13 protein-coding genes are annotated in these 15,107 nt (G+C 63.9%); 7 read left to right on the top strand and 6 right to left on the bottom strand.

All coding sequences use genetic code 11. From position 1 onward, the window contains the following. Positions 1 to 530: 530 nt before the first annotated feature. Positions 531 to 800, top strand: a complete 270-nt coding sequence (locus ABJK26_RS09180; protein WP_347241984.1) for a hypothetical protein — start codon at positions 531 to 533, stop codon at positions 798 to 800. Between the two features lie 572 nt (positions 801 to 1,372). On the opposite strand, the gene ABJK26_RS09175 is transcribed toward ABJK26_RS09180, so the two are convergent. Next, positions 1,373 to 1,582 carry a hypothetical protein gene (locus ABJK26_RS09175; protein WP_347241983.1) on the bottom strand — a complete coding sequence of 70 codons (210 nt, stop codon included), beginning with the start codon at positions 1,580 to 1,582 and terminating at the stop codon, positions 1,373 to 1,375. A 187-nt stretch (positions 1,583 to 1,769) separates the two neighbouring features. On the opposite strand from ABJK26_RS09175, the gene cmr1 reads away from it, so the two are divergent. Genes cmr1 through ABJK26_RS09145 form a run of 6 tightly spaced genes read left to right on the top strand, consistent with a single transcriptional unit; the run spans position 1,770 to position 9,245 of the window. Then, entirely contained in the window at positions 1,770 to 2,801 is a 1,032-nt protein-coding gene (gene cmr1, locus ABJK26_RS09170) for a type III-B CRISPR module RAMP protein Cmr1 (RefSeq protein ID WP_347241982.1), read from the top strand. Positions 2,802 to 2,839: 38 nt separating this feature from the next. Next, positions 2,840 to 3,895 (top strand): RAMP superfamily CRISPR-associated protein, encoded by a 1,056-nt coding sequence (locus tag ABJK26_RS09165; protein WP_347241981.1) that lies wholly within the window; start codon positions 2,840 to 2,842, stop codon positions 3,893 to 3,895. Next, positions 3,892 to 6,975 carry a CRISPR-associated protein Csx11 gene (locus ABJK26_RS09160; protein ID WP_347241980.1) on the top strand — a complete coding sequence of 1,028 codons (3,084 nt, stop codon included), beginning with the start codon at positions 3,892 to 3,894 and terminating at the stop codon, positions 6,973 to 6,975. The genes ABJK26_RS09165 and ABJK26_RS09160 overlap by 4 nt, the downstream gene beginning before the upstream one ends. 10 nt (positions 6,976 to 6,985) lie before the next feature. Then, positions 6,986 to 8,029, top strand: coding sequence for a type III-B CRISPR module RAMP protein Cmr4 (gene cmr4 / locus ABJK26_RS09155; protein WP_347241979.1), 1,044 nt, complete (start codon positions 6,986 to 6,988; stop codon positions 8,027 to 8,029). Next, positions 8,029 to 8,376 carry a hypothetical protein gene (locus ABJK26_RS09150; protein ID WP_347241978.1) on the top strand — a complete coding sequence of 116 codons (348 nt, stop codon included), beginning with the start codon at positions 8,029 to 8,031 and terminating at the stop codon, positions 8,374 to 8,376. Before cmr4 ends, ABJK26_RS09150 begins: the two co-directional genes overlap by 1 nt. 5 nt (positions 8,377 to 8,381) lie before the next feature. After that, complete coding sequence (locus ABJK26_RS09145; protein WP_347241977.1) at positions 8,382 to 9,245, top strand: hypothetical protein; 864 nt, start codon at positions 8,382 to 8,384, stop codon at positions 9,243 to 9,245. A 172-nt stretch (positions 9,246 to 9,417) separates the two neighbouring features. On the opposite strand, the gene ABJK26_RS09140 is transcribed toward ABJK26_RS09145, so the two are convergent. The 5 genes from ABJK26_RS09140 to ABJK26_RS09120 form a co-directional block, all read right to left on the bottom strand. Then, the gene (locus tag ABJK26_RS09140; RefSeq protein WP_347241976.1) at positions 9,418 to 10,710 is read right to left on the bottom strand and encodes a GH1 family beta-glucosidase; all 1,293 of its coding nucleotides are present in this window, start codon (positions 10,708 to 10,710) and stop codon (positions 9,418 to 9,420) included. A gap of 19 nt (positions 10,711 to 10,729) precedes the next feature. Continuing rightward, entirely contained in the window at positions 10,730 to 11,587 is an 858-nt protein-coding gene (locus ABJK26_RS09135; RefSeq protein ID WP_347241975.1) for a carbohydrate ABC transporter permease, read from the bottom strand. A 3-nt stretch (positions 11,588 to 11,590) separates the two neighbouring features. Then, positions 11,591 to 12,511, bottom strand: a complete 921-nt coding sequence (locus tag ABJK26_RS09130; protein ID WP_347241974.1) for a sugar ABC transporter permease — start codon at positions 12,509 to 12,511, stop codon at positions 11,591 to 11,593. 36 nt (positions 12,512 to 12,547) lie between these two features. Continuing rightward, positions 12,548 to 13,852, bottom strand: a complete 1,305-nt coding sequence (locus tag ABJK26_RS09125; RefSeq protein ID WP_347241973.1) for a sugar ABC transporter substrate-binding protein — start codon at positions 13,850 to 13,852, stop codon at positions 12,548 to 12,550. A 74-nt stretch (positions 13,853 to 13,926) separates the two neighbouring features. Next, on the bottom strand, positions 13,927 to 14,919 hold the full coding sequence (locus tag ABJK26_RS09120) for a LacI family DNA-binding transcriptional regulator (RefSeq protein ID WP_347241972.1): 993 nt from the start codon (positions 14,917 to 14,919) through the stop codon (positions 13,927 to 13,929). Positions 14,920 to 15,107 lie beyond the last annotated feature (188 nt).

Raw genomic sequence — 15,107 nt, 5'->3', positions numbered from 1 at the left:
TCCGGGAGCTTCCCGGAAGGGTGACCGTGGTGAGCATGACCGCCACCCAGCCCCGGCTTGTGGAGGGGGAGGAGATCGCCCCCCGCTTCCCGGCTACCCGGCCCGGGTGCGGCTTCTCTGGGGGGAGGCGCGCACCCTCGAGGACCTGGCGGAGCACCTCCTGGACTTCCAGGAGGGCTACCGGGCCTTGGCCCCCCTGGAAAGCCTCCTGCAGACCGCGGGCCGCGTGAACCGGAACGCCCGCGGCGAGGGGCGGCTTTGGGTTTTGGACCTGGAGGGGGAAAGCGGGAAGAGGGTCTACGGGGCGGTCCTCCTGGACCGCACGCGGCGCCTTTTGGGCGACCTTTTGAAGGAGGGCCTCGAGGACCGCGAGGCCTACCCCCTCTTGTCCGAGTACTACCGCCTGGTGGAGGAGGGCATCAGCCAAGCGAGGGGCCAGGAGGCCCTTAAGGCCCTTTCCGCCCTGAACTACGGCCGCCTAGAGGGCTTTCTTTCGCCTCCTGGAGGAGGCTCCCTCCCTGCCCATCTTCGTGGAGTGGGACGAGGAGGCCACCCGCCTCCTGGGGCGGCTGGAGGAGGCCCTCGCCCAAAAGGACCCCAAGGAGCGGCGGAAGGCCCTCCGCCTCCTCCTCCCCAGGCTCCAGGCCTACACCGTGAGCCCCCTGCTGAGGCGGGCCCTGGAGAACCTGCCCCCGCCCCTCCTGGGCCGGGAGGACTGGAGGCACGTGCCCCGCGAGGCGGTGGGGAACTTCTACGACGAGGAGGTGGGATTTTTGTGGGAGATGGAGCAGTTCCTCTAACGGGAACCCTCTTCTGGTACTTCGGGGTCTGCCCCCGGGAGGCGTGGCTCATGGGGCACGCCAGAACCACCTTGCGCCTAGAGCTTTACAAGCTTGAAAAGCACCTCATCGGGGAGCAACCCTACACCCCCTACCGCCTGCGCTGATCTTTGACCAAGTACAAGTTGGCGCCAACCTCCAATCCCGCAAAAACCCTGGGGGGTTGACGCCACACCCCCCGGTCTGCTACCCTACGCTCAGGTAGCCCACCTAATCGCCTTGGGTTGCAGAGGTTCTTGAAAGCCTGGATTAGAGCTTCATGAGCCACTCTCGTGCCTGAGCCAGTTTCGGCTCTTCTGACCGTACCTATGAGGGTTTGAAACGACTCAATCCAGATGTCCTGCTCGGTATAGACGTGCCCGTTCTGACCATACCTATAAGGGTTTGAAACTGGCTTTATAGTTGCGGTGGACCCTCCGGCACCTCTTCAGGGCGGGCCAGGGGTCCCCACTCTACCCCGCCGTGAAGCCCCGCTCGGCGAACTCCCGCTTGCGGTTGACCATGACCAGGGGGAAGCCACAAGAACCTTGGTGTCAAGAACGGCCTTCAAGCCTTCGGAAGATCTCCTCTTCGCTCACCTTGGCACGGCCACTCACTTTTGCCAGAAAGGCGGCGAGCTTTTTCTTAGCCCTCTTGCGCCTGACCTCTTCCTCCATGAGGCGCATCAACTTCTTTTCCCAACCCGGGCCGTAGGCCTTTTTGAAGCGCTCTAGGGCTCTTTCCATCTCCTCGGGCAAAGCCACGCTTTCATCCTACCCGTAGTAGGCCCGCCACAGCTCCCACCCTTGAAGCGCAGGGTTCAGCGCACAGGCATCTGCCCCTTTCCCGAAGGGGGACTTGCGCGAACGGGGATTTAAGGTTATCCTTCCGACTAAGTCACCCTGCCGTCGCAGTTCTGTTGGGGAGGACTGGGAGGATCGCAAAGGGTTTATGGAGCACAAGGAGTGGAAGCTCAAGGCCCTAACGGATATATGGACGGGGGACGAAGAAAGAAGGGGGGACCGGCTTGTACCCACAGGGCTTATGGGCTCCCTCCGTTGGTGGTTTGAGGTCTTGGTGCGCGGCCTGGGGGGAAAGGCGTGCGACCCTACATTGGACGGCGTGCGGTGCCCGGACGCAAACAAAAACCCCCCTGATCCCGGCCACCACTGCGTTGTTTGCGAGCTCTTCGGCTGCACCGGTTGGGCGCGCAAGTTCCGGCTAATGGTTGTCAACGAGAATGGCCAGATCATTCATGGCCAGATTAAAGCCGGACAAACCTTCATCCTCCGCTTCATCCCCCTGCGGCCCATCGCGCCCGAAGAGTGGTGCCTACTGGACGCCACCCTGTGCCTGATTGCCAACTGTGGCGCCATCGGTGGCAAAACGGTGTTCAAACCTTCGGATCAACCTTATCGTAAAGATAAATTTCACCACCAAGATTTCGGGCTGGTGCGCATTGAAGGGCGTCCTGACCAACCTCGCTGTACGAGAGAACATCTAAAAACCTATATACACGACTCGCGATGGCGAAGGGATTTTATGGATGAGTCCTTCTCCTGGGCCTCGCTGACAAACTTTTGGTGTGTGAAGGAGCGGTATCTGGCGAGGAAAGACGATCATACAAGCTCCTACAATTTTGTTATTGGCCGCCCAGAGCCGAAAAGTCAATCTTCACAGGGCGACTCGTGGCTTGCCGGGCGTCGCGCACGAGGCCAGCCTAATCCCCAGGAGCCCGAAAGCAAAAAGGTGTTCAGTTTCAAGGAGCCTGAGAGCGCGCGCCGAACTTTCGGCTTCGTGCGAAATCAGCAAGAGTTTTCGTCGATTCTCCATAGACTGCTAACTTTGAAAAATGGTGGCGGAAACAACAGGCCATCCGACCCGGTATGGCGATCCTTTGATCCGGATGATCCAGAACGGGGGTTTCTAAAGGGCGAGAAAATTTTAGAGCAACTGTTTCGTTGCACTGAACGAGAGGGATGAGTATGAATGGGGATTACTTTGATTATCTTCTAAGTATCGTGGAATGGGTTGAGGGCGAGGTTAGAAGCTACGACCAAAAGCTCTCCATCTTGGAAAAACAACTCAAGGAATCTCAGAAAGATAAAGAAAAAACCCGTAAAATCCAGGACCAGATTAAGCAAGTGAAGCAAAATCTTCGAAGAATTTGGACGCAAGGTATTGAAGGCGATACAAGAATTGTGCGGGTCGTTGATGGTGTCACAATTTGGTGGTTGAAGGAATTACCACGTAAGGAGGATGCGCGTACTGAGGTATATATGCCTCTCGCACAAGATGTGACTTATACAATTAAAGTGTGTAACGATCTGGATTTTCGTCCTGAATTTAGCAAACTGCCCTCCTCGCATCAGATCGCCCTTCAAGTGGACTTTGAACTCCTGACCGCATGGTACTCCAAAGACGACCGGGTCTTCCACCTGCTGGACAACCCCGTGCGCAAGGACCGGGTCTTCGGCGTGCCCTTCATGGCCGCCTCGTCCTGGAAGGGGTTGCTCCGTTGGGCTTGCCGTATGCAGGCTGGGCTACGGGAGCACCTGCAAAAGCACAAAACAATGGACGGCTGGCGCGACCCGGACTGGATACTGCACCTCTTTGGCAACGAAAAAGGAGAGGACGAGGAGTTCAGCCGAGGCGCCCTGGTCTTCTACCCCACCTGGTTTGACCGGATCGGCTTTGAGGTCATCAACCCCCACAGCCGGGAGCGCCGGGCCGGTACTAAGCCCATCTACTACGAGGTGGTGCCTGGAAGGCGCCCGAAGAAAAATCCTGGTGAATATGCGGAAGGGGGGAAAGGTACCCTTTCCCTGCTCTACGCCCCCTGGCCCGGGATGGAGTTCAGCGCCGACCCCAAAGAAGCGCTTCCCAAACTCTTGAAAGCCCTTGAGGACTTGCTTACCATCTACGGCATCTCCGCTAAGCGCACCGTGGGCTGGGGCACCGCGAGAATCATGCGGTGGCGAGCCTTTCACAAGACCTGGGGCAAGGCAGAAATGGACACCCGCGAGGGCATTTGGCAAGAAGTCCAGACCTGGCTTTCCGCAGGAGGCACGCCATGAGCGGTACCTTTCCCCCGGCAGAAACCCTGCGCCAGAACCGCCCCCTGCTCCTGGCCATGGAGGCCATAGGGTGGTTCCATATGGCCGGCAAGGCCAAGGCCGAGTTCCTACGCCAACACGGGGATGAAAACAATAGCTATGATTACAAAGAATGGCATCAACAGGAAACCCCACCTTTCCCTTGGGATAGCCTGCTGAATTGGGTACAAGGGTCGTATAGGAGCAGAATCCCCGACGAAGCCTGGCCAGGGAGCTTTGCTGTGTTTACCGAAAAACATGCCGGGCGCGATCCGGGGTTGCTCGGGCTTCTCCAGGCCGGGCATGGGGTTGTCTCCGGTATTGAAAAAAACTTACCGAGAGCCACGTCGGGATATCTCCGCCAGACCAACCTCCACACGTGGCTTTCTTCGCCCTGGGGGCATCCCAAACGCAACCTGCTGGCCGATCCGCCGGAGATCCTCTCACCTCAAGGGTGGCGCCGACTGGTGGAGGAAATCCGCCGGGTGCTGGAGGAACTGAAAGACCTGGGGATTCTCCATGAGCAGGATCTGGCCTCCTGGAGAAGCTGGCGGGAGAGGGCCATCGGCGAGGGATCCTTCGTCCGGAGGGCCTTCCTCTCCACCCTTGCGGAAACTCGCCTGCCCAATAACGACGTGACCCTCTGGGACCAGTCTTACGTGGCCGCGGCGCTTTTCAAGAGCGCGGTGGCGGGCGCGTTGCTGAATAGCGGCTTCCTTTGGGACGACAAAGGTGTTAAGCAAAAGACCCGCTGGCGCCTGCTTACCGTAGCCCTCGGCACGGAGCACTACGAGGCCCGGGCGGTGAAGATCGGCGACTGGACAGGCGCCCAGGGAGCTATTGACGCGTTCTTCCAACGTGTGGCGGAACTCATTGAGGTGGATCTGGCCGTTGGGTCCTTGCTCTACCGCGACAGCTCGGTAGCCGTCTTCTCCTTCCCGGGGGAGTCTAATGAAGCCACTCCGGCCAGCTGGTTAAATGATTGGGAGCAATGGCTTCTGGAGCGTGTAGACACCATTGCCCAAGACCTTGACTTGGAGACCCCGCCTTACATCCATCTAAGCGACCCCACGCGCTCACTCGTTCCCATGGTACGGGAGATCCGGGAGGCGCGAAATAGGATCGCCATCCCGGTTCATAGACCATGGGACATTCGCCGGCTGAACCCTTCCGACGCTCGCGGCCACGTCTGCCCCGTTTGCCAGGTGCGCTTCAACGGTGACCCCACCGATAAGAGTAAGCCCTGTAAGGTATGCGGCGAACGCCGTCACCACCGCCGCAATGCCTGGCTTGATGGGCAACTCGGTGATGACACCATCTGGTTCGAGGAAGTGGCCGACCAGAACGACCGTCTTGCTCTACTCACTTTCTCGCTGGACCTGGAAGACTGGCTGAATGGTGAACGGGTGGACAGCCTGCGCGCGCAGGCCATTCCGGAGTGGGTGAGGTTTAATCCTGTACTTGAGGAATATTGGCAACGGGATGAATCAAGGCGTCAGAAGTTGGCCAACCCAGTAGCAGTATCTGACTCGGTATCTAAGTTATTCTGTCGTGTTGTAAAAGAAATCAAGCAGGGATTTCGTGATTCAGATGGCAACTGGAAATTCCCGCCGCAAAAAAGAGATGTGTTTCTGTTTCTGGTAAATCTTCAAGAAGGCTTTCGGCATGTTCGCGACTTGAATCCCCAGGTCAAGAACGATGAACATCTTTGGCGCATCTTCTACGAAGAGATCGTCGAGGATCGCGCTGACGCACCGGCATGGGACGCCTTAAACGACGACCAGCGAGCGGCCTGGCTGACCCATCAGCTCTTCCGCAAACTGCCCTCCCCCGGGCGGGTCTACCGCTTCTGGCGGGAGGCGGAGGAATTCTTCCAGGACCTGCTCCGGGAGTTCCGCCAGCTTGCCGCCCGAAGCCCTAACCCCTGGCGGGTACGGCGGCTCGTCGTGAAGCTTAAGGGAAACCCTCCCGGGCAAGGGGGGAGTACCGATCCGGTCCTCTACAACGGGCGCTGGCGTGGGAAGCCCATTAGCCTGCTCCGTCTTCCTGGCTCGGAAGGTTTCCTCACGGTTTCCAACCTGGCCCGCCTCCTCCAGCCCGAAGACAAAAAGGATGCCCTCAAGGATCAACAGATGGAGCTTTGGGTGGAGGACTCCCAGGAGCGCCACTCCGTGGAAGTCGACGAGGTTTCTGAACCCAAGGACCGCTTAGGGGTCTACTGCCCCGTGATTCCCCTGGAGCTTTCCCCGCTCCGCTTCCGCCTCCTGGTGCCCCTGGAGGCCGCCTCTGCCTGCGTGGACCTCGCCGTAAACCAGTGGCGGGAGAGGTTCGCCCGGGTCTGGGACCGCCTGCCCCTCAGGGTGGGCGTGGTGGCCTTCCCGCGGCCCGTGGCCTTCCAGGGGGTCCTGGAAGGGGTGAGGAACCTCGAGGACGCCCTCCAGCGGAGCGAGGAGGAGGAGTGGACCGTTGAGGAGGCCCGCCCAGGCCCAGGGGCCGTTTCCCTCCTTCTGAAGAGGAAGGAAGGCCGATCTCTGAGGGTGGTGCCCACCTTCCTCCCGGACGGGCGCGAGGACGTGTTCTACCCCTACGCGGCGGTAAACGACCAAATCCGGTATCCGCGGGACTTCCGCCACCCCGGGGGGCAGGTTTACCGCCACGTGGCCGACCTTCGCTTTGGCGACCGCATCCGGGTGGCCCCCGCGCGGCTGGCGACCCTTTTCATGGGAAGCACCGCGGAGCGGTTTGACCTGCCGACCTCCCGCTACCTGGAGGACTGGACCCGGATGCGGGAGGTTTGGGCCCTCCTCCAGCGGGTGGCCCCCAGCCAGACCGCCTTGCAGCACCTGCGCAGCGAGCTCGCGCGGGCCGAGGCGGCTTGGAGCGCTCCCGATGGGGATCCGGCCGCCCGCCAGGAGGCTTGGCGCGCGTACCTGGAGGCCCTGATCGCCACCCACCTCGAGGTGAAGGGCAACACCCTGGCGGCCCTCATAGAGGCCGCCTTGGACGGGACGCTTCAGTGGGCCCTGGACTGGCATATGACGGCTCTGAAGGAAAGCGTATAAGGAGGGGAATGTGGGAAAGAGTTACGGGAAGTGGATCGTGACCGCCTTGGCCCTGGACCCCGTGCACGTGGGAGCGGGGGGAGGGCGGATCGGCCGGGTGGACCTCACCATCGTCCGGGACCCGGCGACCCGGGTGCCCAAGATCCCGGGCTCCAGCCTGGCCGGGGTGTACCGGACTTATGTGGCCATGGCGGAACAGGAGGCGAACCCAGATAGACAGGTTGATGGGAAACCCAAGCCCTACTACCCCGACTGTGCCGGTTTGGGGCTCGACCAAGAGCGCGGGCACTGCCGCCGGCCCGATTGCCCCGTCTGCACCGTCTTCGGCTTCGCCCGGGGCGCAGGGCAAGAGGGCGGTTTCGCTGGCCTGGCCGCCTTCACCGACGCCCATGTGCTCCTCTTCCCCGTCCCCACGAGGCGAGGGCCCCGTTGGGTTACCTCCCCCATGGCTTTGCGGGCCCTTGGCCTGGACGTGGAGGGACCGAGCGAACAGGCCGTCTACCTGGAAGAAGGGGGAGACTTCCTCAACCTGGGATGGCTGCTGTTGCCAATCAAGGTGGTCTCCGGGGACCAGAAAAAAGCTTTTGAGGAGCTTAAAAAGCCGGAGCGGGGGCTACCGGGCTACATCCGGGATCGCCTGGCCCTGGTAGATGACCGCCTCTTCCAGCACATCGTCAACAGCAACCTCGAGGTCCGCACCTCCGTTTCCATAGACCCGGCCACGGGGGCCGCCCAGGAGAAGGCCCTCTTCTCCTACGAAGCCCTGCCCAGGGGGACCGTGCTGGTGTGGGAAGTCATCGCCAAGAACCCCATGTTCTTCACGATTGGCGACAAAAAGATTGAGCTAAGGGGCGGGAAAAGCCAAGGAGCGCAGGGCCCCGGCCAAGTCTGGGAAGTGGTCCAAAAAGCCCATCCCTACCTGGAGCACCTGGGCATCGGGGGGATGGGCACCCGGGGAATGGGCAGGGTAAGGGTCCTTCACGCGGCTTCCACCCAAAGCCCCCAGGCGGTAGGCCCCGCCCAATCCAGCGGCCAAGGGGAGAACCAACCGTGATGGAAGCTCCGACCAACCTGGAAATCCGGTGCGCCGAGCTTGGGCGCAAGCTGTCTGAAAGGGTCAAGGACGAGAAGGTGTTCAACGAAGCCCTGTCCATTTTGGAGGAGCAGGGTCCCTATGCCATGTTCCTTTACCTCAAAGCGCGCCATAAAGAGGAGGCTGGACCCATCAGCGAAAAAAGTTTGGATTTCTTAAGTTCAATCTTCGGATTGTCAAAAAAGGGCGATATCTTGGAGGCAATCAAGGAATTGGCAACCGACCTGGACCGCCTCCTGTTCGCCCGGGACCTCCTGCGCACCGCCCTGTCCTACGCCCGCTACCACCTCAAGGCCGGGAAAGACTGATCGCCATGGGCTGGAGGATGTACCGATGGGTATGGCAGGTGGAGGCGCCCCTCCACCTCGGGATGCCCCCAGCGGGCCTGCTCAACCGAACGCGGCTTTACGCGCCGGCCCGGACCCTCCTGGGTGCCCTTACCGCTGAGCTCACGCGGGTGCAGGCCAAGGGGCCTCTGTCCCCGAACGACTACGAGGAGGTGGCCAGGAAGCTCGGCCGCGCAACCCGCCTCACCTACCTCTTCCCCGCCCAAAGGAAAGAGGGGAAGTGGCTGGCCTGGCTCCCCCGGCACGAGGAGGGGAAGGGGCTCGTGTGGCGACGGGAGGACGGCCGGGGGCCGGTTGCCGACCGGGAGTTCCGCAGTTGGCTCCTCACCACCCGGGCGGGCACGGCCATAGACCCCTTTAGCGACAGCGCCCTCGAGGGCTCCCTCAGGGAGCACGAGGTGGTGCAGCCCTGGTCCCGTTGGGGAGAGGGGTCTACCCCGGAGCCCGTCTTCCTCTTGGGCTACGTCTTCGTGCGGGGGGAAGACGGGGGCGCCTTCCAGGTGAAAGAGCTTTTCCTGGGGGGCGAGACCCGGTACGGCCTGGGGAGGGTCCGGAGGGTAAACCTGGAGGAGACGAAGAGGGGGGGAGGCTTTTTCTCAGAAGTGCACCTGGAAGGGGAGGACCTCGAGGTCTGTACCCAGTTCCTTCTGGCCCATCTCCCCGCCGCAAAGACCCCCCCCGCAAGCATGAGTGGAGCCCTGGAGCAGATCGCGGGATGGCAGGGGGAAAAGCCCTGGTCGCTCTCTCTCGGCTGGGCACCCGGTTCCGAGTTGAAAGAAGGAAGGTGCTGGAGAATAAAGGAGGATGGGCTCTGGTCCCCGGCGACCTAAACTTACGCGGCGCTGAAGATCTCCGCCCCAAAATGTTTCCCTACGGCCTCTGTTACCGGTGCAGGTGGAGGCCGCGCAAGTTCAGGGAGTCCTCACCTTGCGGCCACCCAAAAGGACAAGCCCCCGGTCTAAAACAGCCTAAGGGGAGCCGCGCCACCCCTCGGAGGCATCCTCAGGGAAAAGCCCGAACTCTCTCCCGGTACCAGAGAGCGCTCCGCTTAGGGATGCGCCTTTGCGTGGGGAAGTCCACGTAGTAGAGGCCGAAGCGCCGGGTGTAGCCGAAGGCCCACTCGAAGTTGTCCATGAGGCTCCAGACGAAGTAGCCCCTGAGGTCCACCCCCTCTTCCCGGGCCCGAAGGGCGGCCTCTATGTGGCCCTCGAGGTAGGCCACCCGCTCGGGGTCCTCCACCACGGCCTCCCCCCGCCAAGAGTCGGGATAGGCCGCCCCGTTTTCCGTGACGTAGAGGGGCCAGGGCACCTCCCGGCCCAGGCGCTTTAGGAGCCCGTAGAGCCCCTCGGGGTACACCTCCCACCCCATGGCCGTGACCGGCCCCTCCGGGGGAAGGTAGCGCACGGGCAAGGGCCCCGTCCCCCGGGCCACGCGGACGGGGGCGTAGTAGTTCACCCCCAGGAAGTCCAGGGGCCTCGCGATGAGCTCCAGGTCGCGGGGAAGGACGGGGGCGGGAGGGGCGTCCTGGAAGGGGCTTTCGGGGTACCCCTTGCCCAGGATGGGGTCCAGGAAATAGCGGTTATGGTAGCGGTCCGCCGCGTCCACCGCCTCCGGGTCCTCGCCGTAGGCCGGGGCGAAGTTGAGGACGATCCCCACCCGCCTCGCCCCCCCTGCCCTGAGGGCCTCCACCGCCAGGCCGTGGCCCAGGAGGAGGTGGTGGGCGGCGCGGAGGGCCGCCTCCAGGTTCCTGAGACCGGGGGCGTGTTCCCCCGTCCAGTGCCCCAGGAAGGCCGAGCACCAGGGCTCGTTGAGGGTGGCGAAGAAGGGCACCCGGTCGGCGAGGGCCCGGGCCACCACCCCGGCGTACTCGGCAAAGGCGAAGGCGGTCTCCCGGCTCCGCCAGCCCCCCCGCTCCTCCAGGGCCAGGGGCAGGTCCCAGTGGTAGAGGGTGAGGAAGGGGGTGATCCCCGCTTCCAGAAGCCGGTCCACCAGGCGGTCGTAGAAGGCGAGCCCCTTGGGGTTGATCCGCCCCCGGCCCTCGGGGAGGACCCGGGGCCAGGCCACGGAGAAGCGGTAGGCCCGTACCCCGAGGTCCTTCATCAGGGCGATGTCCTCCTCGTAGCGGTGGTAGTGGTCGCAGGCGGGCTCCCCGGAGCTGCCGTCCAGGATGGCCCCGGGGCGCCGGGCGAAGGCGTCCCAGATGGAAGGCCCCCGCCCGTCCTCCTCCGTGGCCCCCTCGATCTGGTAGGCGCTGGTGGCCACGCCCCACAGGAAGTTTTCGGCGGCCATGTCCATGCGTTTCCCCTCCAAAGGCCTAGCCCTTCACCGCCCCGGCGGTGAGGCCCTGGATGAGCTGGCGCTGCACGAAGAAGAAGAGAACGAGCACCGGCAGCGTGGCCACCGTGGCGGCGGCCATGACCAGGTCGTAGCGGTTCTGGTAGTTGCCCACGAAGTTGCGGATGCCCACGGGAATCGTGGCCGTGGCCTCGGTGGTGAGCACCTGGGCGAAGAGGAGCTCGTCCCAGGCGGTGAGGAAGATGTAGACGGCGGTGGCGGCGAGGCCGGGAAGGGCCAGGGGCAGGATCACCCGGTAAAACGCCTGGAAGGGGGTGGCCCCGTCCACCTGGGCCGCCTCCTCCAGCTCCTTGGGGATGGAGGCGAAGAAGCCCCGGAGGATCCAGATGCTCAAGGGGACGAAGAAGGCGGTGTAGGTGAAGACCAGCCCCCCGTAGCTCCCCACCAGGCGCACCTCGAGGCCCAAGGCGGAGCGGACCCAGTTCTGCACGTAGATGTACATGATGTAGATGGGGATGAGAAAGAGGATCCCGGGGATCACCTGGGTCACCAGGACGCTTCCCCCAAAGAGCTCCGCCCCGGGAAAGCGGAACCGGGCGAGGGCGTACCCGGCGAAGGTGGCCACCGCCAGGGCGAAGGCCGTGGTCAGGGAAGAGACCAGAAAGGAGTTCTTCAGGTAGTGGAAGAAGGGCAGGACCCGCCAGATGTCCAGGTAGTTGCCCCACTGGGGCACCCGCGGGAAAAGGCTTCCCGTGGCCGCCTCCAGCTGGGTCATGAGGGAGGTGTTCACCATCCAAAACACGGGGAAAAGGTGGAACACGAGGATGAGGAACAGGGCCAAGCCCGCGCCCCACCTGAGCCAGCGCTCCTCGTACATGGCTCACCTCGCGCGCAAGTCCTCCCGGAAGACGCGGTACCAGAAGAGGATGAGCCCCAGGGAAAGGAGCATGTAAAGGGTGCTCGCCGCTGCTCCCAGGCCGAAGTTCCACATGCCGAAGGTGTTGCGGAAGAGGTTGGTCATGAGCAGGTCCCCCCACTCCCCGGGGTAGCCCGCCCCGTGGCCGAACATCATGTAGACGATGTTGAAGCTGTAAAGGGTGCCCAGAAGCCCGTAGAGCAGGAGCACCGCCGTCACCGGGCGGAGCATGGGCCAGGTCACGTGGCGGAAACGCTGCCAGGGGCTGGCCCCGTCCACCTTGGCCGCCTCGTAAAGCTCCTGGGGCACGGTCTGGAGGGCGGCCAAGTAGGTCACCATCACGAAGGGCCAGCCCCGCCACACCGTGGGCACCACGATGGCCACGAAGGTAAGGGGGCCGATGAGCCAGTGGGGTTTCTCCGGAAGGAGGCCGAGGACATCCACGAGCAGGTGGTTGATGACGCCCTCCTTGAGCCACATGAACCCCCAAAGAAGCCCCACCACGTAGCTCGGCACCACCCAGGGGAGGAGGAAGAGGCTCCGCCAAAGCCCTCGGAGGAAGAGGGGCCGGTTCAGGAGGTGGGCCACCAAGAGGCCCAGGGAAAGGCTTAGGGCGTTCACCGCCAGTGCGTAGAGCAGGGTGGTGCGCACGGCGTAAAGGAACCCGGTGCGGAAGGTGGACTCGGGGTTGAAGAGGATCTCCCGGAAGTTCTCCAGGCCCACGAAGGGCGCATGGAGGTAGAGCCTGAGGGTCTGGAGCCTCAGGTCCAGGAAGCCCATGTAGATCCCCTGGAGCATGGGGCCGTAGTGCACGAGGAGCATCCCCAGGAAGGCCGGGGCGATAAAGAGGTAGGCGAGGCCGTACTTGCGCCAGAAAGCCTTCATGACGGGAAAAAGGGGGGGCAGGGCCCCCCCATCCCTCTACCGCAGGGCCTGGTTGATGGCCACGGAAGCCTTGTCCATGAGATCCTTCAGGGCCTCACGGCTGAGCTTCCCCTGGGCCACCAGGTCCCAGGCCATGCCGATGTGCTGCACCGCCAGGTTCTCCACCCCGCCCCAGCCCGCCAAGGAGGGATAGGTGCGGCCGAACTGGGCGGCCCGGACGAAGGTGCGCATCAAGGGGTTGTTCTGGATCTCGGGGATGTTCCAGGCGCTGCGTAGGGCGGGGAGCATCCCGGTCGCCTGCGCGTAGGCGCGCTGGGCCTCGAGACCGCCTAGGTACTTGAGGAGTTCCTTGGCCAGGGGCTTGTTCTTAGAGAAGTTGAAGAGGGCGAGGTTGGAGCCGCCGAAGAAGGTGTACCGCCCCTTGGGCCCGGCGGGGTAGGGCGCCACGCCCAGGTTCTTGGCGGCGGGGCGCTCGGCGAAGCCGCCCTTGGCCTCGGGGACCTGGGCCCGCTGGACCATCCAGGGGCCGCTGGCGAAGACGGCGCACTTGCCGGCCTGGAAATCGGCCTCGATCTGGGCGGTGTTCTTCTCCAGGCTTTCCGCCGGGACGTAGCCCCTCTGGGCCAGGCTGAGGAAGAAGTAAAGCCCCTCGAGGCTCTCGGGGCTATTCAAGGCGCTCTGCCACCGCCCACCCGACTGGCGCACGATCTCCCCGCCCGCACCCCAGATCCAGGGAGCGGCGTTGTGGAGCACGTCCCAGGTGTTCTTCCCCGGGGTGCAGAGGGGAGCCAGGGGCTTCTTCGTCTCCGGGTCGGTGAACTTGGACTGGGCCAGGCGCGCGAGGCCCGCCTCAAAGTCCTGCCAGCTCCGGAACATCTGAGCGGGGTCCACCCCGGCGGCCTTCAGGGCGTCGGCGCGGTAGTAAAAGGCCCGAAGCTCCGAGAACCAGGGCACGGCCGTGGCCTGACGGGAACCCTCAAGCCGGGCGGTCCGCCACACGGCGGGAAGATAGGCCTTCACCCCGCCCAGGGCCTGCAGCACGTCGTCCACGGGCTCCAGGGCGCCCATGGCGCTGATGGCCCCCACCCAGGTGGTGCCGAGCTGGGTGAGGTCGGGGCCCACGCCGCTGGTGGCGGCGGTGGTGATCTTGGTCCAGGCCACGCCCCAGTCCAAGACGGTGACCTTGACCTCCACGCCATGGGCTTTTTCAAAGGGGGCCACCAGGGCCTTGAAGTCCTCGGCGGGCTGGGCGCTGTTGGGCATGATCCAGACCTCGAGGGTCTTCTGGGCAAAGCCGAGGGAAGCGAGGACGAGAAGGCTTGAAAGCGCTTTCCTAAGCATGGGCTACCTCCGTTCAACCCCCACCCCCTTTCGGGGTGGGCCAGGGGCCTAAGGCCTAAGGGCCGCCCTTTTTCTCAGGCTCCCACCTCCCTTACCGAGGCCCTCTCCACCAAGGCCAGCTCCAGACGGGGCAGGGCGGGGACCTCCCCCTCGAGGACCGCCCGGAGCGCGCGGCCCAGGGCCACCCCGATGTCCCGAACGGGCTGGCGCACGGTGGTGAGGGGAGGGATCTGGTAGGCGCTGATGGCGATGTCGTCAAAGCCCACCAGGGAGACGTCCTCCGGCACGCGAAGCCCCCGCTCGTAGAGGTAAAGCCGGGCGCCGAAGGCCGTCTGGTCGTTGGCGGCGAAGATGGCGGTGGTGTCGGGGTAGCGGCGGAGAGCCTCCGCCGCGGCCAGGTAGCCCCCCTCCTCCTCCAGGTCGCCGTAGACCACCCGGGCCTCGAGGCCCGCCTCCCGCATGGCCTTGCGGTAGCCGAGAAGCCTGTCCCGAACGTCCATCCCCCCGCGGTGGCTGGAGATGTGGAGGATGCGGGCGTGCCCCCGGTCAAGGAGGTAGCGGGTGGCCTCGTAGGCCGCCTTCTGGTTGTCCAGGTAAAGGGACCAGGCCTTCGGCCCCTCCAGCCGCTGGCCAAAGGCCAGGATCGGGATGCCAAGATCCGCAAGGGCTTCCCCGCCCAAGGCGGTGCCGAGCAGGACCAGGGCCTCCACCCGGTGGGCTTTGAGGAACTCCAGGGCCTCCAGCTCCCGCACCAGGCTCCAGTGGCCGGGAACGGCGATGGGGCGGTAGGGGGTGGCTTCCAGCTCCAGGGTGAGGGCCTCGAGGATGGGGCCGAAAAAGGGGCTCGCGAAGTCACAAATCAGGATGCCAATGGCGTAAGAGCGCCCCGTGGCGAGTCCCTGGGCCAGGGGGCTCGGGGCGTAGCCCAGCTCCTCCACCGCCTGGAGCACCGCCCGCACCTTCTCTTGGGAGACCCGGGCGGTGCCGTTGAGGACACGGGAGACCGTGGCCGGGGAAACGCCCGCGCGGCGGGCCACCTCGTTGATGGTAGGACGCGCTTCCGGCATCTTTGCCCAGAGTGTAGCACGGGATGAAAGCGCTTGCAAGAGGGTCTTTCCCTGAGCTCTCATCACTTTGAGGGCTGGGCCTTGACAAGGGAAGAGAAGAGGGGGGTAAGTAAGGGTGGACTGGACCTTCGCGGAAGACGGCAGGCACCAGGCCCTGGTGGCCGCACTTCCCCTCAAGGGAAGGGCCC

It is taken from the genome of Thermus sp., assembly GCF_039793865.1.
Classification (GTDB): Bacteria; Deinococcota; Deinococci; order Deinococcales; family Thermaceae; genus Thermus.
The sequence above is the reverse complement of the archived record's forward strand: the minus strand, read 5'-3'. Positions and strand labels throughout refer to the sequence as shown.